At 73.1% G+C, this 21,210-nt stretch carries 24 protein-coding genes; 11 read left to right on the top strand and 13 right to left on the bottom strand.

The annotated features are described in order from the left end of the window. Positions 1–49: 49 nt before the first annotated feature. Genes ABZX02_RS29960 through ABZX02_RS29950 form a run of 3 tightly spaced genes read left to right on the top strand, consistent with a single transcriptional unit; the run spans position 50 to position 2,674 of the window. Positions 50–631, top strand: a complete 582-nt coding sequence (locus tag ABZX02_RS29960) for a hypothetical protein (protein WP_355302971.1) — start codon at positions 50–52, stop codon at positions 629–631. A 10-nt stretch (positions 632–641) separates the two neighbouring features. After that, positions 642–2,288, top strand: a complete 1,647-nt coding sequence (locus ABZX02_RS29955) for a hypothetical protein (RefSeq protein ID WP_355302969.1) — start codon at positions 642–644, stop codon at positions 2,286–2,288. 14 nt (positions 2,289–2,302) lie between these two features. Then, complete coding sequence (locus ABZX02_RS29950; protein WP_355302967.1) at positions 2,303–2,674, top strand: DUF5955 family protein; 372 nt, start codon at positions 2,303–2,305, stop codon at positions 2,672–2,674. 9 nt (positions 2,675–2,683) lie between these two features. On the opposite strand, the gene ABZX02_RS29945 is transcribed toward ABZX02_RS29950, so the two are convergent. Further along, on the bottom strand, positions 2,684–2,863 hold the full coding sequence (locus ABZX02_RS29945; RefSeq protein ID WP_355302965.1) for a hypothetical protein: 180 nt from the start codon (positions 2,861–2,863) through the stop codon (positions 2,684–2,686). Between the two features lie 104 nt (positions 2,864–2,967). Here ABZX02_RS29945 and ABZX02_RS29940 point away from each other — a divergent pair, with 104 nt between their 5' ends. From ABZX02_RS29940 to ABZX02_RS29930, 3 genes are all read left to right on the top strand, one after another. Then, a complete protein-coding gene (locus ABZX02_RS29940; RefSeq protein WP_355302963.1) occupies positions 2,968–3,789 on the top strand; it encodes a DUF1963 domain-containing protein in 822 nt (273 codons plus the stop codon). Positions 3,790–3,916: 127 nt separating this feature from the next. Next, positions 3,917–4,114: a hypothetical protein gene (locus tag ABZX02_RS29935; RefSeq protein WP_355302961.1), complete on the top strand. Its 198-nt coding sequence runs from the start codon at positions 3,917–3,919 to the stop codon at positions 4,112–4,114. 154 nt (positions 4,115–4,268) lie between these two features. Beyond that, positions 4,269–5,378 carry a glycosyltransferase gene (locus ABZX02_RS29930; RefSeq protein ID WP_355302960.1) on the top strand — a complete coding sequence of 370 codons (1,110 nt, stop codon included), beginning with the start codon at positions 4,269–4,271 and terminating at the stop codon, positions 5,376–5,378. Between the two features lie 183 nt (positions 5,379–5,561). Here ABZX02_RS29930 and ABZX02_RS29925 read toward each other — a convergent pair whose 3' ends face one another. Then, positions 5,562–6,764, bottom strand: coding sequence for a GAF domain-containing SpoIIE family protein phosphatase (locus ABZX02_RS29925; protein ID WP_355303125.1), 1,203 nt, complete (start codon positions 6,762–6,764; stop codon positions 5,562–5,564). A 122-nt stretch (positions 6,765–6,886) separates the two neighbouring features. Then, positions 6,887–7,285 carry an ATP-binding protein gene (locus ABZX02_RS29920; RefSeq protein WP_355302958.1) on the bottom strand — a complete coding sequence of 133 codons (399 nt, stop codon included), beginning with the start codon at positions 7,283–7,285 and terminating at the stop codon, positions 6,887–6,889. 337 nt (positions 7,286–7,622) lie between these two features. Between ABZX02_RS29920 and ABZX02_RS29915 the strand changes: the two genes are divergently transcribed. The 3 genes from ABZX02_RS29915 to ABZX02_RS29905 are packed head-to-tail and all read left to right on the top strand — an operon-like array spanning position 7,623 to position 11,727. Beyond that, positions 7,623–9,686 (top strand): ANTAR domain-containing protein, encoded by a 2,064-nt coding sequence (locus ABZX02_RS29915; RefSeq protein ID WP_355302956.1) that lies wholly within the window; start codon positions 7,623–7,625, stop codon positions 9,684–9,686. Positions 9,687–9,746: 60 nt separating this feature from the next. Beyond that, complete coding sequence (locus tag ABZX02_RS29910; RefSeq protein WP_355302954.1) at positions 9,747–10,736, top strand: YbdK family carboxylate-amine ligase; 990 nt, start codon at positions 9,747–9,749, stop codon at positions 10,734–10,736. After that, positions 10,711–11,727 (top strand): iron-containing redox enzyme family protein, encoded by a 1,017-nt coding sequence (locus tag ABZX02_RS29905; RefSeq protein WP_355303123.1) that lies wholly within the window; start codon positions 10,711–10,713, stop codon positions 11,725–11,727. Before ABZX02_RS29910 ends, ABZX02_RS29905 begins: the two co-directional genes overlap by 26 nt. Positions 11,728–11,780: 53 nt before the next feature. Here ABZX02_RS29905 and ABZX02_RS29900 read toward each other — a convergent pair whose 3' ends face one another. Then, a complete protein-coding gene (locus tag ABZX02_RS29900) occupies positions 11,781–11,984 on the bottom strand; it encodes a CDGSH iron-sulfur domain-containing protein (RefSeq protein WP_355302953.1) in 204 nt (67 codons plus the stop codon). Beyond that, positions 11,926–12,615, bottom strand: a complete 690-nt coding sequence (locus ABZX02_RS29895; RefSeq protein ID WP_355303121.1) for a HemK2/MTQ2 family protein methyltransferase — start codon at positions 12,613–12,615, stop codon at positions 11,926–11,928. Before ABZX02_RS29895 ends, ABZX02_RS29900 begins: the two co-directional genes overlap by 59 nt. 114 nt (positions 12,616–12,729) lie before the next feature. Between ABZX02_RS29895 and ABZX02_RS29890 the strand changes: the two genes are divergently transcribed. Beyond that, positions 12,730–13,920: a zinc-dependent alcohol dehydrogenase gene (locus tag ABZX02_RS29890; RefSeq protein ID WP_355302951.1), complete on the top strand. Its 1,191-nt coding sequence runs from the start codon at positions 12,730–12,732 to the stop codon at positions 13,918–13,920. A 170-nt stretch (positions 13,921–14,090) separates the two neighbouring features. Then, positions 14,091–14,396: a hypothetical protein gene (locus ABZX02_RS29885; protein WP_355302949.1), complete on the top strand. Its 306-nt coding sequence runs from the start codon at positions 14,091–14,093 to the stop codon at positions 14,394–14,396. Here ABZX02_RS29885 and ABZX02_RS29880 read toward each other — a convergent pair. From ABZX02_RS29880 to ABZX02_RS29845, 8 genes are all read right to left on the bottom strand, one after another. Continuing rightward, entirely contained in the window at positions 14,393–15,064 is a 672-nt protein-coding gene (locus ABZX02_RS29880) for an SDR family oxidoreductase (protein WP_355302947.1), read from the bottom strand. The genes ABZX02_RS29885 and ABZX02_RS29880 overlap by 4 nt on opposite strands. Next, the gene (gene rfaE2 / locus ABZX02_RS29875; RefSeq protein WP_355302945.1) at positions 15,064–16,578 is read right to left on the bottom strand and encodes a D-glycero-beta-D-manno-heptose 1-phosphate adenylyltransferase; all 1,515 of its coding nucleotides are present in this window, start codon (positions 16,576–16,578) and stop codon (positions 15,064–15,066) included. Before rfaE2 ends, ABZX02_RS29880 begins: the two co-directional genes overlap by 1 nt. Continuing rightward, a complete protein-coding gene (locus ABZX02_RS29870; protein WP_355302943.1) occupies positions 16,575–17,150 on the bottom strand; it encodes an SIS domain-containing protein in 576 nt (191 codons plus the stop codon). The genes rfaE2 and ABZX02_RS29870 overlap by 4 nt, the downstream gene beginning before the upstream one ends. Next, a complete protein-coding gene (locus tag ABZX02_RS29865) occupies positions 17,147–18,346 on the bottom strand; it encodes a glycosyltransferase (protein WP_355302941.1) in 1,200 nt (399 codons plus the stop codon). Before ABZX02_RS29865 ends, ABZX02_RS29870 begins: the two co-directional genes overlap by 4 nt. Further along, on the bottom strand, positions 18,343–19,203 hold the full coding sequence (locus tag ABZX02_RS29860) for a glycosyltransferase (protein ID WP_355302939.1): 861 nt from the start codon (positions 19,201–19,203) through the stop codon (positions 18,343–18,345). The genes ABZX02_RS29865 and ABZX02_RS29860 overlap by 4 nt, the downstream gene beginning before the upstream one ends. Continuing rightward, the gene (locus ABZX02_RS29855) at positions 19,200–20,183 is read right to left on the bottom strand and encodes a glycosyltransferase family 9 protein (RefSeq protein WP_355302937.1); all 984 of its coding nucleotides are present in this window, start codon (positions 20,181–20,183) and stop codon (positions 19,200–19,202) included. Before ABZX02_RS29855 ends, ABZX02_RS29860 begins: the two co-directional genes overlap by 4 nt. Next, complete coding sequence (locus tag ABZX02_RS29850; RefSeq protein WP_355302935.1) at positions 20,180–20,695, bottom strand: HAD family hydrolase; 516 nt, start codon at positions 20,693–20,695, stop codon at positions 20,180–20,182. Before ABZX02_RS29850 ends, ABZX02_RS29855 begins: the two co-directional genes overlap by 4 nt. A 76-nt stretch (positions 20,696–20,771) precedes the next feature. After that, entirely contained in the window at positions 20,772–21,167 is a 396-nt protein-coding gene (locus ABZX02_RS29845) for a ChaB family protein (protein WP_355302933.1), read from the bottom strand. Positions 21,168–21,210: the final 43 nt, after the last annotated feature.

Raw genomic sequence — 21,210 nt, 5'->3', positions numbered from 1 at the left:
GCCGATCGGCCGTCGCCGGACGACCACGCGGCGATCTAGGTTGCTGGGTGTGAACGGTCAGGGGGATCCTCACTCACGCCGCACGTTCCCGCCGGGCGTCGCCGTGCTGGGCGGGTTCGTCCTGCTGGTCGGCAACCCGTGGCTGAACCTGGAGATCGCCGGGGCGGCCACGGGCTCGTCGCCCGCCTTCCGCTGGGTCACCGTGCTGGTGTCCTACCCGGCGTGGCACGTGGACGTCGACCGCGCGGGCCCGTTCCTGTTCTGGTACGCGAACCTGCGCGTGGTGCTGTTCGTGCTGCTGACCGTCGCGGGGCTCGCCAGGATGCGGCGCTGGGCCGGCGAGGCGGACGTCGGCGCCGCCCGGCTCGTCACGACGGTGGGGCTGACGACGCTCGGCGCGGTGGCCGCCGCACTGCTCTCCGGCCTGGTGGCCGTGAGCCTGCTCGACGAGCAGGGCGCCCGTCCCTACATCATCGCCGGCGAGGCCGAGGAGTTCTTCCTCACCCAGTTCGGCACGGCCGCGGTGTTCGGCGTGTTGTTCGGCTCCGTGCTGGGCGCCGTCGTCGCCGCGCAACGCCGGAAACCGGCGCACCGCGAACGCCCGGCCCAGGCCCCGAAGTCGTTGTGGTGAGGACGAACCGATGAGCAGACCGACCGCCTTCTCCCCCGACGACACGACCCGGTACCTGTGCGTCGCGGCGCGGACCGACGAGGCTTTCGCCGAGCGGATGACCAAGGCGCTGGTGACCGACGACCTGCACGCGGTGGCGCCGTCGGTCGGGTTCTCGCTGCGTCCGGTGCTGCTGCACGCGCTGGCGGGGATCCGTCAGCGGAAGGTGCGGGACTGGTGCCTGCTCGTCGCCACCGCGCTCGTGCTCGTGCTGTCTCCACTGTGGACGGTCCTGGCGCTGGCCCTGGTGCTCCCCGTCGCCGGCGCCCTCGCCCGGCGGGCAGCGGAGTCCCGCCGGTTGCGCGACGCCGTGGTCGCGCTCGGCACGGTGGCCGTGCTGCTGTTCGTGACGGTGTCGATGGTGAACTCGCTCGGCACACCGCCCCCGCCGACGCGCACCCGGCCGCGCCCGGAGCCGCCGGTCGACGAGTGGCTGACGGGCCTGCCCTGGCTCGCCGTGCTGGCCGGCCTGGTGATGTACGCGCTGCTGGTGTGGAACGAGTGGCAGACCCGCCGGACGTTGCTGACCGAGCTCACCCGGTCCGGCTTCCAGCCCGGTGCCGCACCCGCGCTGCCGCCGAGCCAGGCGTGGCTGGCGGACCGGCTGACCGCGATCGACGAGGCCGAGCGCGGCACCGTGACGGTGTACGACGGCTTCACCCCGTTCATCGGCTACGGCCCGCTCGTGTCGACGTGGTCGTTCGCCCTGCCCTCCCTGCGCGCGGACTCCGACGCGGCCGAGGACAAGGTGGTGCCGCTCGACGTCGCCGAGCTCGTCGCGCACGTGCGGGACCGGCTGGCGGGCATCGGGGTCGAGCCGGACGAGCTGCCCGGTCTCTTCCTCACCGAGCGCGCGTTCGTCAGCGGCAACGCGCTCACCATGCACCCGGCCCTGCTGCCCGAACGCGACCGGCCGCCGCTGCAGCACCTGGCCGCCGACGACCTGACGCGTCTCGCCGCGCGCCCGCACGGCTCGGCGCGGCACTACGTGTGCGCCCAGGTGCCGTCGTGGGGCAGCGAGGTCGTCGCCAGCACGTTCCTGCACTTCTCGACCGACGGCCGGCTGCTCTACCTGCAGTGCGACCGGACCGTGCTGGGACCGCTGTGGCAGCAGTACCACGACGTCGACCGGATCAGCCCGGTGCTCACCGCGGGGGCGATCGGCCGCATGCTGACCAGGGCCGCGAGCGGCCTGGCGAGCGCGGTGCCGCGCGCCCCGTTCCGGGTGGTCCGCGACGCGACGTTCCACTGGCGCAGCCGGCGCCACCGCGCCGTCGAACGCGCCATCGCCGACCAGGACCTCGGCTACAGCTACGGCGCCCGGTTCAGCGTCCGCGAGGAAGCCTCGGACACCAACTACCACAACTACTTCCAGAAGACCGACGCCGCGAAGCACCTCAAGCTCGTCGAACGGCACGTCCTGGCCGCGCTGCTGGACTTCCTCGACGAGCGCGGCGTGGACACCACCGAGTTCCGCAACCGCCAGATGACGATCCTCAACCAGGGCGTCATCCAGACCGGCGGCATCAGCAACGTGGGCAACCAGGCGGTCGGCAGCGAGGCCACCGCGACCGCCCACTTCGCCACGCCCGCGCCCGCCACCGGGACCCCGCGATGACCGGAGGAGAACCCGTGCCCGACAACTCACCCAACTACGGCATCCAGCAGTCGGGCGGGGTGAGCAACGTCGGCAACCAGGCCGTCGGCCAGAACGCCCGCGCCGTCAGCCACGGCCTGCACTTCACCGCCGCCCCGGCGACCGACGAGCTCGTGGCGCAGCTGAAGGCGTTGCTCGAACGCCACCGCGCCGACCTGCCCGGGACGGCCGACGAGGCGACCGAGGCCGCCGACGAGCTCCAGGACGAACTGGACGCTCCCGAGCCCGACCAGGGCAGGGTCGCGCGGATCCTGGAGCGCCTCACCGGGATGGTGCGGCCCGTCGCTCCGCTGGTGGAGACCGTCGGCGAGCTGACCAGGGCGGTCGACGGCGCGTTCGGCGCCTGAGCGCGGCGGTCAGCGCCGCCGGTAGTGCGCGACCAGACCGGCGCCGAACGCCAGGGTCAGCACGCCGAAGACGATGTGGATCACGCCGCCGGCGGCGACGAAGGACATGCCCGCGTTGGCCAGCGCGCTCAGCACGAGCGCGGTCCACAGCAGGGCGGGGTGGGACTTGGTCTGCACGTTGTTCGTCATGCCCGAAACGCTAGAGGCGTTCTCGCGCCAAGGAGATCCCCTCACCTGCCGTGTGCGGGGTGGAGCAGGCTCCACCCGGAACGCCTCTGAGATCATCTCGCGGCATGAACCGCTACGAGCTCTTCCGCCGCGCGGCCGCCGATCACGGCGTCCCGGGCGAGGAGGCAGACCAGTTCGCCGGCCAGCTCCGCTTCGCGGTCTGGCTCGGCTACGCCAGACCCGGCGACCAGGTGGCCGGGTGGAGCGAGGGGTCCGCGGCACTCCCGGCAGACGTGGAGTGGCCGACCAGCACGACCGGGTTCCCCTTGCCGTTCAGCGCTTCCGTCGACTGCGCGCTGCTCCCGCGCGCCGAGGGGCTGCCGCTGCCGGAGGACGGCTCGCTGGTCTTCTTCCTCGACGCCGAGCGCGACCTGAACGCCCAGCCCGGGATGGCAGCGCCCGAGTTCGCGCGGGTGCTCCACGTGCCCGCGGAAGTCGGCGCGGTGTCGCCCGGTGAGGACAGCACGGCGTTGACCGCGTGGGTCGAGCCGGTGCTCCCGGAGTGGGTCGAGGACCGCGAGGGCACCGACGGGATGGAGCACGTCGACCTGCTGTGCGACCTGGTCGAGAAGCTCTGGCCCGAGCAGGACCGCGGTCTCGCGCTCCGCATCGGCGGTCACACCCGCCGCAAGGGCGGTCAGGACACGCCCTGGACGCGGATGGCCAAGCTGAACCTCCTGGACCGGCTCCGCGATCCGGACCTGCCGCGGCCGGAGCGCTTCCGCCTGCGCCGGGAGGAGGAGCACCGGCTGCTGCGGGACTGGGTGCCGCTCGCGCAGTTCCACACCGGGAGCGACTACTACCACGGCTGCTTCCTGATCTCGTCCGACGACCTCGCCGCGCGGCGGTTCGACGGCATGCGCTCGTTCACGGTCTTCACCGAGTGACCGGCTGACGTCACGGCGGACCGGGCGGGATCGTGCGCGCACGGATCGGCGGGCGGCGGTTTCCCCGGTCCCGGGCGGGTACTCGACACCACCTGACCCGAGCACCCGGCGTTCGCTGGAGCCCACCATGCCGACCACACCCCGTCCCGGCCGCGGCGCGGTCATCACCTACCTCAACCCCGACGCGACCCACCCCGTCGCCTTCCTGCGCGGCGTCGTCCTCGGGCCGCACGTCGTCGACCCCGAGACCGGCCACCTGTGGGTGCCCGTGCTGCTGCCGGACCGGACGACGTCGGTGCTGGACACCGTCAACATCGTGCTCTGAGGCGGCGTCCGAGTTGTCGGCCGCCAAGATCACGATTACGGTGGGGAGCATCCCCAGTGCGTCGGGTTGAGATGGAAGCCCGGTGGACCACCCCTACAAGGGAGTCACCGGCATGCCTGAACGACATCCTTCCCGTTGCCTGAAAATCGCCCTGGTGGACGTTCCCACCCGCTCGCCGGAACAGCAGGCCCACGTCACGGAGCTCGCGGTCGCGCTGCACGGCCAGGGCCACGAGGTCACGCTGTTCCGCCGTCGCACGGACGCCTCCTCGCCCGGCCGCGTCCGCACGTCGGACGGCTACGAGGTCGTGTTCGCGCCGGCGGGACCGCCGGCACCGCTCGACGAGGCCGAGACCGAACCGCACCTGGGCGCCCTCGCGGAGTTCCTGGCCGACGAGTGGCGGCTCAGCCGGCCCGACGTCGTGCACTCGCACGGCTGGATGGCCGGACTGGCCGCCGTGCTCGGCGCGCACGGGACGGAGATCCCGGTCGTGCACTCCGTCCACGGCGGCGAGACGCGCGAACCGCTGCGCAGCGCGGGGAAGCTGCTCGCGCGCCGCGTGGCCCGGTTCGTCACCACCAGCGCCGCCGAGGTGCCCGAGCTGACCAGGACGGGCGTGCACCGCGCCCGGATCGGGATCGTGCCCGGCAGCGTCGACCTGGACCTGTTCCACCCGGACGGCGCGGTGGCCCGCCGCAAGGCGCCGCACCGGATCGTGTCCGTCGCGAATGCCGAGTCGAGCCGGGGTGTCGCCGAGCTGGTCTCCGTGCTGCCCGCGCTGGAGGACACCGAACTGGTGGTCATCGGCGCCGGCCGGGAGGCGAGCGAGCTGACCGCGTTCGCCCGCCGCACGGGGGTGGCGAAGCGGGTCGCCCTCGCCGGGCAGGTCGCACGCTCCGTCCGGCCCGCGCTGCTGCGGTCGGCCGACGTCGTCGTGTGCACGCCCGAGAGCGCGCCGTTCGGCCGGACGGCCCTGGAGGCCATGGCGTGCGGGGTCCCGCTCGTCGCCACCGAGGTCGGCGTGCTGGCCGACGCGGTCGTGCGGAACGTCACCGGGGTGCACGTCCCCGCCGGCAACACCCACGCGCTGGCCCGGACCCTGACGCGCCTGCTCGGCGATCCCGCGCTGCGCGACCAGTTCGGCATCGCCGCCCGGGACCGGGCGCAGGCGCGGTACTCGCGGGACCGGCTCGCGCGCGAGCTCGTCACCGTCTACTCCCGCGTGGTGGAGGTCCCCGCCGAGGCCGCGCAGATCGTGTCCTGAGGCCGTGAGGGTGGTCCTGGGTGTCGCACACCCGGGACCGCCTTCCTCCACAGTGGACGGACAGGGACTTCCGGCCTTCGTCCGGTGGTGGGCGCGGGTGAGAGACCCGGAGACGGCTCAGCCCTGGTGATCCGCGGGGTTGCCGACCCGGCTGACGGGTGGCCCACCGCCGAGCGAGACGGCTCAGCGGTGGCGGAGCGCCACGAGTGCGACGTCGTCGGCCGCCGGCCGGTCCCCCACCATCGTCGCCATGATCTGCGCGCACAGCGCTTCCGGATCCGTCGCGGTGACGACGCCGCGCAGCCGTTCCAGTCCTGCGTCGAGGTCCTGGTCCCGCCGTTCCACCAGACCGTCGGTGTAGAGCACGAGGAGCGCGCCGGGCGGCAGGTCGATGTCGGTGCCGCGGCGGCCGCTGGTCGCGAGGTCGAACCCGACGGGCGGGTCGACCGGCACGTCGGCGAACGCCGCCGCGTGTCCCGGCAGCGCGAGGACGGGCGGCAGGTGTCCGGCGACCGAGACCCGCATCCGGTGCGAGGCGCGGTCGACGACGGCGTACCCGACGGTGGCCATCGTGTCGTGCTCGAAGTGGCTGGCCTTGCGGTCGAGCTTCGCGAGCACGTCGGCGGGATCGGGGTAGTCCAGGGCGTACGCGCGCAGGGCGCTGCGCAGCCGGCCCATGACGACCGCCGCGCGCAGCCCGCTGCCGACGACGTCGCCGATCACCACGCCCATCCGGTCGCCCGGCAGCTCGAACACGTCGTACCAGTCGCCGCCGACGCTGCTGCCCGCGCCGGGCACGTAGCGGGCCGCGAGCTCCCAGCCCCGCGTGCTCGGCAGGCTCGGGGGCAGCAGGCTCTCCTGCAGGAGCGCGGCCGCGGTGCGTTCGGACCGCATCCGGTCCACGTAGACGGCCATCGCGAGCCGGTCCGCGACCAGCCGCAGGGCGTCGACCTCCTCCTCGGAGAACCGCCGCGCGGTGGTGCTGCCGACGTGGACGACGCCGATCAGCTCCCCCTCCGCGATCATCGGCACGCCGAGCAGCACCCGCAGGCCGTGCTCCCACAGCAGCGGGTTGACCACTGTGGACTCGTCGACGTGCTCGATCTGCACCGGGTTGCCGCTCTGGGCCACCCGGCCCGCGAAGCCCTTGCCGACCGGCACGCGCACGCCCTGGAAGACCTCCTCCTGGAAACCCGCGGTCGCCCTCGCCACGAGGTGGGTGGCGCCGCGGTCGAGCAGCAGCACCGTGACGGTGTCGGTGTCGAGGAGCTCGCGGGTGCGTTCCAGCAGGACCTCGAGCAGCCCGTCGAGACCGAGGTCCTTGAGCGACGCGTCCGTGACGGCGTCGAGGACGCGCCAGCGCAGCGAGCTCTCCTGCCGGGCCATCACGCCTCCGTCCTCCGCCGACCGGACGATCTTCTCACCTCCCGGCGTGTCCGCCGAGCGCTCGAACTCCTTTCCGCACAAAGGTTTGGCTCGATCTCCACCGGGTACCGCAGGCGGTTGGCTCAGACGCACGGGACCACGGCGAACACGGTCTTGCCCTCGGGCAGCAGGGTGATGCCCCACTCGCTGCTGGCGCTCTCGACCATCACCATCCCCCGGCCCCGGTTCTCGCCGAGCCGCGACCGGCCGTAGACGGGGTGCTGGGTGGAGGCGTCGTCGACCTCGACGGTGACCTCGCAGGGCGTGATGCGGCGCAGCAGCCGCAGCCGGCCGGAGCCGGTGGTGTGGTCCAGGACGTTGCTCACCAGTTCGGTCACGACGAGCAGCACGTCGTAGACGTGGTCCTCGCCGAGGCCGACGAGGGCCTTGCCGACGTCGTGGCGCAGGTCGGTCAGCACGACGTCGCGCCCGATCGGCAGATCGAGGACGGGAGGGTGCGCGGGGTCGTCGGGTGAGCTCATCCGCTGCTCACAGGGATGGTGCTCACCGCGAGAGGTGACGAACGCGCGGCCGGGTCAGTCATCGCGGTTGCTCTTCCCTGCCTCGGGACATAGTGCCCGTGCGTGGTACCCAGGCCGCACGGGCTTCAAACCACCTGTCGCGAACCGATTGCCCGGACCGTGCCGCTGTCCGTCGGCGGCGGGTGGTGGAGATGATCTCACCAGTCCGGGCGGCGGCGCTCCCGGATGGTCGAACTCCCCGTGCGAGTCGACAAGCCGCCGCAGGTCGAGCATGCTGGAGCTTCGTTGAGCAGCCAGCGATCGTGAAGGAGACCGAGCGCCAAAGGGGACAGTCCGGATGCGGCACGTGGAGATCAGCGCACAACGGATCGGCACCGTGACGGTGCTGGTGCTTCCCGACACGCCGCACGACTCCGTGTCCCTCTCCGAGGCGCTGATCGCCGAGGCCCCGCCCGCCCCCGCGCACGTCGTGCTCGACCTCCGGCAGGTCACGCTGCTCGCCGTGGCGACGGCCCGCGTCGTCATGGACTTCGCCGGGTCGGTCGTGCGGCACGGCGGCGGGTGCTCGTTCGTCATGTCACCGTCGGGTGTGGCGGCGGAGGCCGTGCTGGACCTCTTCGACCCGGAGCACTCGATCTCCCGGCACAAGACGTTCGCCAAGTCGCTGGCGGACGCGGCGAAGACCCCGCGGACCACCACCAGCGGGTTCGGCTCCGCGGTGAACACGCTGGCGTTCGACAGCACCGACCTGGGGGCCACCGAGGACTTCCTCAGCGCGTCCTACGCGCCGATGCGGATCGGCAGCACCACCGGGGCGGCGGGCGCGCACATCACCAGGGTCGCGACCGGGAGCGTGAGCATCGACCGGCTCGACCTGGCGTTCGAGATGACCTACGACGTGCAGCCGCTCGGGCAGATCTGCCTGTGCGACATCCACGAGGGGACCATCGAGGGCCACCGCGTCGACGGCTGGCGGGAGGCCGAGGCGTTCGGGGCGGGCGAGTTGTTCTCCTTCTCCCCGCCCGACCGCGGCTACGCCGGCCGGATCTGCCGAGCCCGCTACGACATCACGATGTTCGACCCCGCGCTGCTGGAGCAGATCGCGGGCGAGCCGGTGCGGCTGCTCGACCACCACGCGGTCGACGCGGGAAGCGCGCGGCACGTCCGCCGCGCCATCGCGCACCTGCGCGACGACGTGCTGGCCGTGCCGGGCATCGGCGACAACGAACTGGTCGTGGCGACCGCGACGCAGTACCTCGCGGCCGCCGTGCTGAACGCCTTCCCCACCACCGCGTCCGGGCACGAACCCGACCTCGCCGGCCGGGACGCGCACGCCGGCGCGCTGCAACGTGCGGTCGCGTTCATCGACGCCAACGCCGACCGCCCCATCGGGCTCGCCGACATCGCCGCCGCCGCGCGCGTCTCCCCGCGCAGCGTCGAGCAGGCGTTCCAGCACCACCTCGGCACGACACCGATGGCGCACCTGCGGCGGGTGCGGCTCGACGGCGCACGGGCCGAACTGCGCGCCTCTGGTGTCGACGACACCGCTGTCGGCCGGATCGCGACGCGGTGGGGCTACCACCGACCGGCCGCGTTCGCCGCGCACTACCTCGCCACGTACGGCGTCACGCCGCAGCAGACGCTGCGCGACGACGAGCCCGCCCGCCGCACCCTGCGCCCGGCCGCGGACCACGACCGGCTCACCGACGCGGTGCTCGGCCAGTTCGAGGCGCTGACCGGCTCCCTGCTGGACGCGGCCACGACCGAGGCGGCGCTCGACCACGTCGTCCGCACCGCTCGCGAGGTGATCCCCGGCGCGGACCTGGTCAGCGTGACGCTGCGCGGCTCCGCCGGGCACCTCGTCACGGCGGCGTCGACCTCCGGCGCGGCGGTCGAGCTCGACCAGGTCCAGGAGGTCACCGGGCGGGGGCCGGGGCTCGACGTCGTCGCGCCGGACGAGTCCGGCCAGGTCATCTGCGACGACCTCGCCGCCGACGAGCGGTGGCCCGAGTTCTCCGCCGCCGCCGTCGCACAGGGCCGCCGGGCGCTGGTCTGCACCGGCCTGCACGACGCCACCGGCGCGCTCACCGTGTACTCCTCCCGGCCGGACGGCCTCACCAGCGCGGACGCCCGGATGGCGGTGCTGCTCGCCACGCACGGTTCGCTCGCGCTCGCCCACGCGCGTCTCGCCGAGAAGGCCGACCAGCGCCAGGGCGAGCTGCGTCGCGCGATCGAGAGCCGCGACATCATCGGCCAGGCGAAGGGCATCCTCATGCACCGCCAGGGCATCAGTGCCGACGAGGCCTTCTACCTGCTGCGCACGACCTCGCAGGAGCTCAACACGAAGCTCGTCGAGATCGCCCGCACCGTCGCGGCGCGCCGGCGCGAACTCGGCGGGTAGCGCGCCGGTGCGGGGGTAACCGCTCTGCGCGACGTCCCCCGAAAGAGCGGAGAGGGTCACTTGGCCGCAGCGTGTGCCGACACCGTTGGTGTGGAAGAGGAGTTCCTGCTCGTCGACCCGGCCTCCCGGCGCACGGTGATGCGCGCCGCCGCGGTGCTGGGGAGGGTGCGGGACAGCGGCACGACCAAGTTCCACGCCGAGCTGGCCGGGACCCAGGTGGAGGCCGCGACCGGACCGTGCACCGAGATGACCGCGCTCGGCGAGGCGCTCGGGCACGCCCGTGCCGCGCTCACCTCGGCCGCGGCGGAGGAGGGTCTGGAACTGCTCTCGCGCGGCACGCCGCCGAAGGTGTCGACGCACCCGGTGGTCGCGCCCGGCGCGCGGTTCCACCAGGTCCTCGACGCGTACGCCGGTGTCGTGGAGGACTACGAGGCGTCGGGGTGCCACGTGCACGTCGGGGTGCCCGACCGCGACGCGGGCGTCGCGGTCATGAACCACGTGCGGCCGTGGCTGCCGACGCTGCTGGCCCTGTCCGCGAACTCCCCCGACCGCGGCTACGCGAGCTGGCGGATGGTGCTGCAGTCCCGCTTCCCCGGTTCCGGCGCGCCTCCGCTGCTGCGCGACGCGGCGGACTACGACGCCCACGTCGCGAGGATGGTGGCGTGCGGGACGCTCGTGGACACGGCGCAGACGTTCTGGCTGGTGCGTCTGGGGTCCAAGGTGCCGACGGTGGAGTTCCGGGTCGCGGACGCCGCCGCTGAGGTGAACGACGCGGTCCTGCAGGCGGCGCTGTCCCGCGCGCTCGTGCACACCGCGTGGCAGGACGTCCGCGCCGGGAAGGAACCTCCGGCGGTGCGCGACGACGTGCTCGCCGCGGCGGTGTGGACGGCGTCGAGGTACGGCATCGACGGCGCCGCGGTCGACCCGTGGCGCGAGTGCCGCGTGCCCGCCACGGCGTTGCTCGACGACCTCCTCGAGACCGTGGCGGCCGCGTTGAAGGCGCGAGGTGAGCTCGAGCTCGTGCATGGGCTGGTCGCGGGCCGGGTATGACTTCCGGGTGGAGCTTCCCTCACCTCGTGGTCCTCTGTCCGAACGGGTCGTCGCGGCGCTGAGCGGCGCGCCCGGCGGCGGAGCGATCGACTTCGTCCCGGCCGATCCCCGCGGCGAGGACCTAGCCATCGCGCTGTACACGTTGTACGAGTTGCACTACGGCGGTGTCGACGGCGTCGATCCCGACTGGGAGTGGGACCCGGATCTGCTGCGGCTGCGCGCCCAGGCCGAGAAGGTGTTCCTCGACGACCTGCGGTCCGGTGTGGAGGGTGGCGACGACCTCGACGGCGAGCTGGGCGCGTTGCTGGTCGAGCACGTTCCCGGCAACGGCGTCTCCCACCACCTGCGCGACCACGGGACCTGGGAGCAGATGTGCGAGTACTTCGCGCACCGCTCGGTCTACCACCACAAGGAGGCCGACCCGCACGCGTGGGTCATCCCTCGACTGCGCGGCAGGGCCAAGGCCGCGCTGGTGGCCGTGGAGTTCGACGAGTTCGGCGGCGGGAAGGCCGACCGCATGCACTCGCGCCTCTACGCCGACCTGCTGGAGGGCGCGGGGATGTCCTCGGACTACCTGCGGTACCTCGACGACGTGCCCGCGCCGGCCATCGCGATCGTCAACATGATGTCGCTGTTCGGCCTGCACCGGTCGTTGCGCGGCGCGCTGGTCGGGCACTTCGCCGCCGCCGAGATCACCACGGCGCCGAGTGCCCACCGGATGGCGCAGGCGCTGACCCGGCTGGAAGCGGATCCCCGCTGCGTCGAGTTCTTCACCGAGCACATCGAGGCGGACGCGGTGCACGAGCAGATCATGCGCAACGACGTCATCGGGTCTTTGCTGGAGCAGGAACCGGAGCTGCGCGCCGACGTCGTGTTCGGCATCCAGGCCACGGAACTGCTGGAGTCCCGTCTCGCGTCCCACCTGCTGTCGTCCTGGGAGGCGGGCGAGTCGTCCCTGCGGACGCGATTGTTCGTACCGCAGAACGGGTAGCGCACACGAGAAGGCGCACACCGCTCGCGGTGTGCGCCTTCGTCCATCACGGATCACTCGACGTCGTCGCGCACCCGCTTGCGGTGGCTGGTGTCGCAGAACGGGTAGCGCTTGCTGCGGCGGCACGCGCACACCGCGACCACGAACCGGTCGCTGGTGTGCGTCACCCCGTCGTCGGTGACCAGCTCGACGGGACCCTCAACCAGCACAGGCCCGTTCGGCACGATCGTCACCCTGCGCGAGCTCGGCGCGGTCACCGCGGATCACCACCAGTTCCTCTTCTCGCTGGCCGGGCTCGATCAGGCCCCGCTCCTCCAGGAACGCCGTCCGCGACCGCAGCACCGGCCCGAACGGCACCAGCCGGCGTTGCACCACAGCGGCCTTCAACCCGCTGTCGCGCAGCCTGCGCACCGTCTCGTCCACTCCGGACAGTGCCGAGTGGACCATCAGCAGCACGCCTCCGGGCGCGAGCAGGTCGAAAGCCCTGTCGCACAGCGGGTCCAGCAGGCTCCGCCCGTCCAGACCGGCGTCCCACGCACGGGCGGGACCCCGTGCCGCGCAGTCCGCGGGCACGTACGGCGGGTTGGCGAGCACCAGGTCGAACGTCTCGTCGCGCACGACGTCGAGCACGTTGCCCAGGCGGACGCGAATCGGCAGGCGGTGGATCGCGGCGTTCATGCGCGCCGTCCACACCGCACGGCGGGACACGTCGACGGCGGTCACCTCGGCGGCCCCGGACCGCATCGCCGCCAGGGCGAGGGCACCTGTCCCGGTACCGATGTCGAGCACGCGGCCGCCCGCGGGAACCGCCGCGTCGCGCAGCGCCTCCAGGAGAAATGCGGTGTCTTCCTGTGGCGCGTAGACACCTCGCGCTTTGAGCAACATCACGAGCGTGGAGTCGGCTCGCCGCAAAGCCTTGAAACAACGTCGTTCGGGAGTGTTTGAACGGCGTTTTCGCGGGCACCCGGCCGACAACTCTGCTTTCTGCCAAGAGGAGTGTTGATGAAGGCGGTCACCTGGCACGGCAGGCGCGACGTCCGCGTCGACACCGTGCCCGACCCGCGGATCGAGTCTCCGACCGACGCCGTCATCCGGGTCACCTCCACCGGTCTCTGCGGTTCCGACCTGCACCTGTACGAGGTGCTCGGCCCGTTCATGACCGAGGGCGACATCCTGGGCCACGAACCGATGGGCGTCGTCGAGGAGGTCGGCGCCGAGGTCACGTCGCTCAAACCCGGCGACCGCGTCGTGGTGCCGTTCAACATCTCGTGCGGGCACTGCTTCATGTGCGAGCGCGGCCTGCAGTCGCAGTGCGAGACGACGCAGGTGACCTCGCAGGGCAAGGGCGCGGCGCTGTTCGGCTACACCCGGCTGTACGGGCAGGTGCCGGGCGGCCAGGCCGAGTACCTGCGCGTTCCGCAGGCGCAGTACGGCCCCATCAAGGTGCCGGACGGCCCGCCGGACGACCGCTTCGTCTACCTGTCCGACGTGCTGCCCACCGCCTGGCAGGCCGTGGAGTACGCCGAGATCCCGCAGGGCGGTTCGGTGGTCGTCTTCGGCCTCGGCCCGGTCGGTCAGATGAGCGCTCGCATCGCACAGCACCGCGGCGCCGGCCTCGTGATCGGTGTGGACCTCGTGCCCGAGCGGCTCAAGCGGGCCGAGGCGCACGGCGCGACCGTGCTCGACACCCGTGACCACGACGACATCGGGGACGCGATCCGCGCGCTCACGGCGGGCCGGGGCGCGGACTCCGTGATCGACGCGGTGGGCATGGAGGCGCACGGCGCCCCGGCCGCCCGCATCGCGCACAACCTGGTGTCCCTGCTGCCGCAGGCGGCCGGCGCGCTGCTGACCGAGAAGGCGGGCATCGACCGGCTGAGCGTGCTCTACGCGGCCATCGACGCGGTCCGCCGCGGCGGCACGATCTCGTTGTCCGGCGTGTACGGCGGCATGATCGACCCGATGCCGATGATGGAGCTGTTCGACAAGCAGATCCGGCTCCACATGGGACAGGCCAACGTCCACCGCTGGACGGACGACATCCTGCCGCTGCTCGCCGGCACCGACGACCCGCTCGGCGTGGACGACTTCGCCACCCACCGCCTTCCGCTCGAAGAGGCGCCGCGGGCCTACGAGATGTTCCAGAAGAAGCAACACGGGGCTCAGAAAGTACTGCTGCAACCGACAAGGTGACAGGCTCCCCGCGGTTCGTGGAGAGCGTCGGCGGGATCAAGCTCGAGTCCGGCACGACCATCGTCGACCAGACGTCGGACCGGTGACATGAGGGCGGGGCATCGCAGTCGCGGTGCCCCGCCTTCGTGCGCGATAGGGTTCGTGCACACATTTCGAGGCGGAGGAACGCTTTGCCGGATCGGCCCGAGATCGTCTGCCTGTGCGGGTCCACCCGGTTCACCGCCGAGATGCGGGCGGCGAACCGGGACCTGACTTTCGCGGGGATCATCGTGGTGGCGCCGGGCGAGGCCGACGAGGTGGTCACCGCCGAGCAGAAGGCCGCGCTGGACGCCCTGCACCTGCGCAAGATCGACCTGGCGGACCGGGTGCTGGTCGTCAACCCCGGCGGGTACGTCGGCGAGTCCACATGCCGAGAGATCGCCTATGCCCGCGCCACCGGCAAGCCGGTCTCGTTCACCGGTCCCGAGCCGGTCTAGGGCCAGGACGGTTCCTCGGCGTGCGCGATCACGAGCTCGCGCACCTCGCACTCCGGCGGCTGCGTCAGCGCGAACACGATCGCCGCCGCCACCCGGTCCGGCGGGTTCAGCTTGGACAGGTCCTTCGGCCGGTACTGCTCGGTCCGGTCGTCGAAGAACCCCGTCCGCATCCCGCCCGGCACCACCAGCGTCACCCCGATCCGCCCGGCGGTCTCCGCCGCCAGCGCGCGGGTGAAGCCGACGACGCCGAACTTCGAGGCGCAGTAGGCGGTCGCGTCGCTCACGGCCCGCAGCCCGAGCGTCGACCCGACCGTCACCACGCGCCCGCCGTCGAGGTGGGGCAGCGCCGCGCGGATCACCGCGACCGTGCCGAACAGGTTGACCTGCACGACCCGTTCCCACTCCTTCGCCGGCACCTCGGCGAGCGTGCCGCAGCGGTCCGTCCCGGCGGCGGTCACGACAGCGCTCAGACCACCGTGCCGCCGGGCCAGCGTCTCGACCGCCGCCTCGGCGGCACGGCCGTCGGACAGGTCGACCAGCTCGAACTCGCCGTGCGCCGGCGCGGACTTGTCCAGCACCAGCGGGGTTCCGCCGTGCTCGCGCACGGCGTCGGCCACCGCCGCCCCCAGTCCCGCCGCGCCTCCGGTCACCAGCACGTTGCCCAGCATCAAGCCCTCCTCGTCAGAATCGCTGTCGTGGAACGCCCCCGGTGGTACGGCACGACGACCGCCCGGCCGCCCCAGCACCGCACCACGTCGGCCTCCGGCAGCAGCTCGGCGGCGTAGTCGCCGCCCTTCACCCACACGTCCGGGCGCAGCCGCCGCAGCACGTTCTCCGGGGTGTCCTCGCCGAACACGACCACGTCGTCGACGCAGTCCAGCGCGCGCAACACCTCCGCGCGGTCGTCCTCGCGGTTGACCGGCCGGTCCGGGCCCTTCAGGCGGCGCACGGACCAGTCGGAGTTGAGGCACACCACCAGGCAGTCGCCGAGGGCGCGTGCGGCGGCCAGCATGCGCACGTGGCCGGAGTGCAGGACGTCGAAACACCCGCCCGCCGCCACGACGACGCCACCTCGGGCCCGCACAGCGTCCACAACGGACGGACCGGGCGAGTTCTGGAGCACGCCCGCACCAGACGGCACGGGCATGCGCGCACGAGGCACGTCCGCGCCAGGCGGATCGGGCATCCGCACACGGGACACGTCCGCACCAGCCGACCCGGGCAGCCGCGCACGGGACATGTCCGCAGCAGACGGCTCGGCCATGCGTGCACGGGACACGTCCGCAGCAGTAGCCCGACGCCTTCCCGTTGCACCGCCCAGCACTCCACCGCCCAGCACTCCACCGCCCCGCCGCATCCCCGCGATCCCACCTCCGGCGAGGAACTCCGCGGCGGCCCGCACCGCCTCGTCCACCGCCTCGTCCGGCGCGGCCCCCGCCGCGAGGCACACGGCCGCGGTCACCGCGAACCGGTCCCCCGCCCCACACGGGTCCGTCACCACCACGGACGGCGCGGGCACCGCCACCGGCGTGCCCCCGCAGTGCAGCAGAGCCCCGTCCCCGCCCATCGTCACCACCACCGCACGTGCCCGCCACCGCGACAGCAACTCCGCGGCGGCACCGTCCGGGTCCGCCACACCGCTGAAAGCACGCGCCTCAGCCAGGTTCGGCGTCGCGAGCCGCACCCCCGGCACCGGCGCGGGGCCACGCGGGTGGGGGTCCCACACGACCGGCACGCGGGCGAGCACCGACCGCAGCCGCTCGTCGCGCAGCAGGCCCCGGCCGTAGTCCGACGCCAGCACGACGTCGGCGGACAGCACGAGGTCCAGCATGTCGTCGGTCACCCGCGGGACGCCGGAGCCACCCTGGTCCATCCGGGCCAAAGACGTTCCGCCACACCGCAACCGCGTCTTCACCGGCACGGAGTCGACCCGGCCGAACACCGCCGGCACCGCCAGCAGCGACCGCAGCCGCTCCCCCGCCGCGTCCTCAGACAGCGCGCTCACCAGCGTCACGTCCACGCCGTCCCGGCCGGCCATCGTCGCCGCCAGCGCCGCGCCCCCAGGACGCGCGTGTTCGGCGGTCACGTCCAGCACCGGTGCCGGTGCGTCCGGGCACACGCGCTCCACGGTCCCCTCGACGTCGACGTCGAGCAGGGAGTCCCCGACCACGACCAGTTTCACGACACCCTCCGGTGGGCGGACGGCAGTGCGGCCTCGAAGGCCTCGCACAGGGCGTGGACGGCCACCAGTTGCGCCTCCTGCACGTGGCAGGCGTCGCCGGGCAGCGCCAGGACGTCGTCGGCCACCGAGGCCAGCGGGTTCGGCAGCGGGCCGGTCAGCGCCCACGCGCGGGCGCCGGCGAGCCTCGCGGCGTGCGCGGCCTCCACGAGGTTGGGGCTGCGGCCGCTGGTGGACAGCAGGACCACGACGTCGCCCGGTCGCGCGTGGGCGGCGACCTGGCGCGCGAACACCTGGTCGTAGCCGTAGTCGTTGGCTATCGCGGTGACGCTGGAGGTCTCGGCGCACAGCGCCAGCGCGGAGAACGGAGCGCGGTCGTGCCGGTAGCGGCCGACGAGCTCGGCGGTGAGGTGCTGCGCCTCCGCCGCCGAGCCGCCGTTGCCCGCCGCGAGCACCCGGCCACCGGCCACGAGCACCCGTGCGAGCGAGGTGCCCCAGCGGTGCAGGCGTGGCGCCTGGGCACGCAGGCCGGCCAGGGTGCCGGTCAATCCGTCGAGGTGGGTTTCGAGCGTCACGGGGCCACCGCCAGGCTGTCGCGGGCACGGGTTCGCTGGTACACGAGCTCGGTGCGGGCGGCGATCTCCGCCCACGTGTAGCACACGTTCACCCGGTCGTGGCCCGCGATCCCGCACGCCATCCGCCGGGACGGGTCGGCCAGCAGACCGCGCAGCACACGGGCCAGCGACCGCGGGTCCTTCGGTGGTGTCAGCGCACCGGTCACGCCGTGCACCACGGTGTCCTTGAGGCCTCCGACCGCCGTGGCCACGACCGGCACACCGCAGGCCATCGCCTCCAACGGCACGATGCCGAACGGCTCGTACCAGGGCACGCACGCCACGACGTCCGCGGAGCGCAGGAGTGCGGGCATCGCGGTGCGCGCCAGCTGACCGATCAGGTGCACGCGGTCCGCCACGCCGTGGGCCGAAGCGCACGCGCGGAGCCGTCGCGCCTCCGGATCGGCGCGGAGGTCGGCCGGACCTCCCGCGACGACCAGCTCGGTGTCCGGCACACGGGGCAGCGCCGCGATGAGGTCGTCGAACCCCTTGCGCGGCACCAGCCTGCCGACCGACACCACCCGGTGCGGCGCGGTCTTGCGCCGGACCCGCCCACCGACCGAGAAGAGCTCGGTGTCGACCCCGCACGGCACGACCGTGATCTTGTGCCGCTTCAGGCCCATCACGAGCAGTTCCTCGACCTCGTCGTCGCACGTCGCCGCGACGGCGTCCGCCTCGTAGCCGACGAGCCGCTCGACCGCGATCCGCTCGGCCGGGCTCGTGTCCCGCGCCCCCTGGTGACGGCGCTTCACCGTGCCGAGGGCGTGGTAGGTGTGCACGAACGGGATCCGCTGTCGCCGCACCGCGATCATCGTGGCGAGCCCGGACATCCAGAAGTGGCTGTGCACCACGTCCGGTGGCGTGTCCCGCCAGTCGTCGGCGAGGAACCGGGAGAACTCCGTCATGTGCGGCAGCAGGTCGTCCTTGGGCACCTGCTCCGCCGGTCCGGCGGGCACGTGCACGACCTCGTAGCCGTCCCGGGTGCCGACGCGGCGCCGCAGCCCGCGCGCGTCCCGCCTGGTGTACACCGAGACCTCGTGTCCCCGCCGCACCAGCGCCGCCGCGAGAGCGGCCACGTGGACGTTCTGCCCTCCCGCGTCGGCACCTCCCAAAGCCGCGAGCGGACTGGCGTGCTCCGACACCATCGCGATCCTCATCCGATCACCTCCTTCAGCAGCACGTCCCAGTTGCGCAGGAACGCGTCGAGCCCGTAGTGGGCCAGCGCGAACTCGCGGGCCCGTCGTCCTCGTTCCGCCGCCAGGGCGGGGTCGGCGATCAACGCCCGCGCCGCGCGGACCAGCTCCTCGACGTCCGTGGAGACCACGCCCGCGTCGGGCGGCACGGCGCGCACCGCCTCCGTGCAGGCCAGGGCGACCACCGGCAGGCCGAGGTGCATCGCCTCCAGCAGCGACAGGCCGAGCGACGTCCACCGGGCGGGGTGCACGTAGAGGCGGCGACGAGCGAGTTCCCGATGCAGCGCTTCAAGTCCGTGGTCTCCCTTCCCGCCGATCTCCTCGGTGCCGATGCCGAACACGTCGACCGGCTCGAACCTCGGCAGGAGGTCCGCGCCCACGATCCGGCCGCGCCGGACCGGTTCGTTGATCACCGCCGCCGCGCGCGGGAGCTCACCGGTGTAGAGGGGCCCGGGGTCGACGACGCCGTGCTCGATCACCACGGTCCTGGTGGTGCCGCAGTCCCACATCAGGTCGTTGAAGTGCGTGACGTGGACCAGGGTCCCGTTCCAGTCCGCGAGCGGGTGCTCCTGTCCCGGCGCGGCCGGCGTGTTGTGCTCGAGGTACACCACCGGAACCCCAGCCGGTACCATCGCGAGCTCTTCCAGCCGTTGCACCACGACGACGTCGCAGTCCACTTCGGACAGACTCACCTCTTCGGCGCGCCAGGGGCGTCCGGCGAGACCGATGCCCTCCGGCGGTCCTGGCACCAGGTAGTCGTGGCCGCCCTGCACGAAGGCGTGCGTCCACGAACCGTGCACGTGCCACAGCAAGATCCTCACGTCGTCAACTCCTCGACCGCCCGCACGACCGCGGCCGGGTCGACCAGGTCGAGGCACGGATGTCCCGGCACGGGGCAGTCCCGCGCTCTGGTGCCCCGGCAGGGCGCGTTCTGGTCGCCGAGCAGCACGTGCCGCCCGTGCGGTGCCCACCGGAGGGCCGGCACCACCGGGGCGAACAGCGACACGACGGGCGTGCCGACCGCGGCGGCGAGGTGGGCGGGGCCGGTGTTGCCCACGACCACGGCGTCGGCGTCCGCGAGGACACCGGCCAGGTCGCGGAAGCTGGTGCGCCCGCCGAGATCGGTTCCGCACGCGCCCGCGACGTGCTCGGTCAGCCCGGCCTCCGCCGGACCGCCGGTCACGGCGACGCGGTGGCCGGCCGCGGTCAGCGCGACCACGGCCTTCGCCCACCGGTCGGGCGACCAGGTGCGGGCGGGCGCCGACGCACCGGGGTGCACCACCACGTACGGGTGGTCCAGGGGTGAGGGCGGAGGATCGACGACCGCCAGCCGGCCGTCGTCGCCCTCGGGCAGCTCGAACCCCGCCGCCCGCGCGACTTCCAGCGCACGCACCGCCTCCGGGACGTCCGGGTCGTCGCGCAGCCGCACGTCGAGCAGCGATCCGGGGTAGTCGGTCGAGCGCGCGACGATCCTCGGCACGCCCGCCAGCCGCAGCACCAGCGCGAGGGGCAGCGGGCTCTGGTGGAACGAGGTGAGGACCAGGGCCACGTCGGCGCGGACACCGTGCAGCAACGCGGTCACGGCCTCGACGTCGAACGGCCGGACGTCGGGGGCCGGGTGCGCGATCCACGGGCACTCCCACTCGACGATCCGCGTGACGCCCGGCAGCAGTTCCGCCGCCCGCACGCCTCGCGGGCCGCACAGCAGGACGACCTCGCCCGCCGCGGCCGCCGCGCGGACCGCGGGTCCGGCCAGCAGCACGTCGCCGTCGCTGTCGAGTCGTGCGACGAGCGTCCTCACAAGATCAGCTCGATCGCGGCGGCGAGGTTCGGCGCGGTCCTGGCGGCAGCGACGACCTCTTCCCGCCTGGTGACCGCCGTGGGCACCAGGACGGCGGTCGCGCCGGCTGCCTCGGCGGCGCCCACGTCGGCGCCGATGTCGCCCACCACGACCACGCGGGCGGGTTCGACGCCCAGGGCCTCGCACGCGTCCAGAACCAGGCCGGGCGCGGGTTTGCGGCACACGCAGCCCTCGTCGGGCCGGTGCGGGCAGATCTGCCAGGTGCCGAAGCGGCCGAGCAGTTCCTCGACCCGCGCGTTCACGGCGCGGACCTGGGACCGCGTGAGCAGACCCCGGCCGATGCCGGACTGGTTGCTCACCACACCGGTGCGCAGGCCGCGGGCGCGCAGGGTGCGCAACGCCTCGCGGGCTCCCGGCATCGGGGTGACGCGGGCCGGATCACCGTTGTACGGCACGTCTTCGATGAGAGTGCCGTCGCGGTCGAACAGCACCGCGCCGAAAGGCTCGTCCATAGAGGAGAGTTAGCCGTGAGAAACGGCTTGAAACGCTACTCGGCGAAGCGGTTCTCGGCGTTTGGTCGACGCCGCGTCACGACCTCGCGCGCGCGGTGGCGCGGTCGTTCGCCTTCTGGATCGCCTCGACGAGCTCGGCCTTGCTCATCCGCGAACGACCTTCGATCTTCAGCCTTTTCGCGATGCCGTAAAGGTGTTCTTTGCTCGCGTTCGCGTCGACCCCGCCCGCCGTCTCGCCCTGAGCAGGCGTTCCGCGTTCGGCCTGCGCGTCCGACGGGCCCTTCTCCGCCTTGGGTTCCCAGTGGTCGCCGACCTTCTCGAAGCTGTGCTTCACCGCGGCGAACGCCGTGCGGTGCGCGCGCTCCCCTTCCCCGTAGGTCTCGACCGCCGAGTCGTGCGTCTTGATCCAGGTCTCCTGGGCCTTGCGGGACGAACGGGCCAGCGTGCTGGGCAGTTCCTCACGTCCGGGCATGGCTTCCTCCGAGGTTTCGGCGCGACCTCGGGGGTACCCGCCT

Source organism: Lentzea sp. NPDC003310 (assembly GCF_040610935.1).
In the GTDB taxonomy this organism is placed as follows: domain Bacteria; phylum Actinomycetota; class Actinomycetes; order Mycobacteriales; family Pseudonocardiaceae; genus Lentzea.
This window is presented reverse-complemented; position numbering and strand designations above follow the sequence as displayed.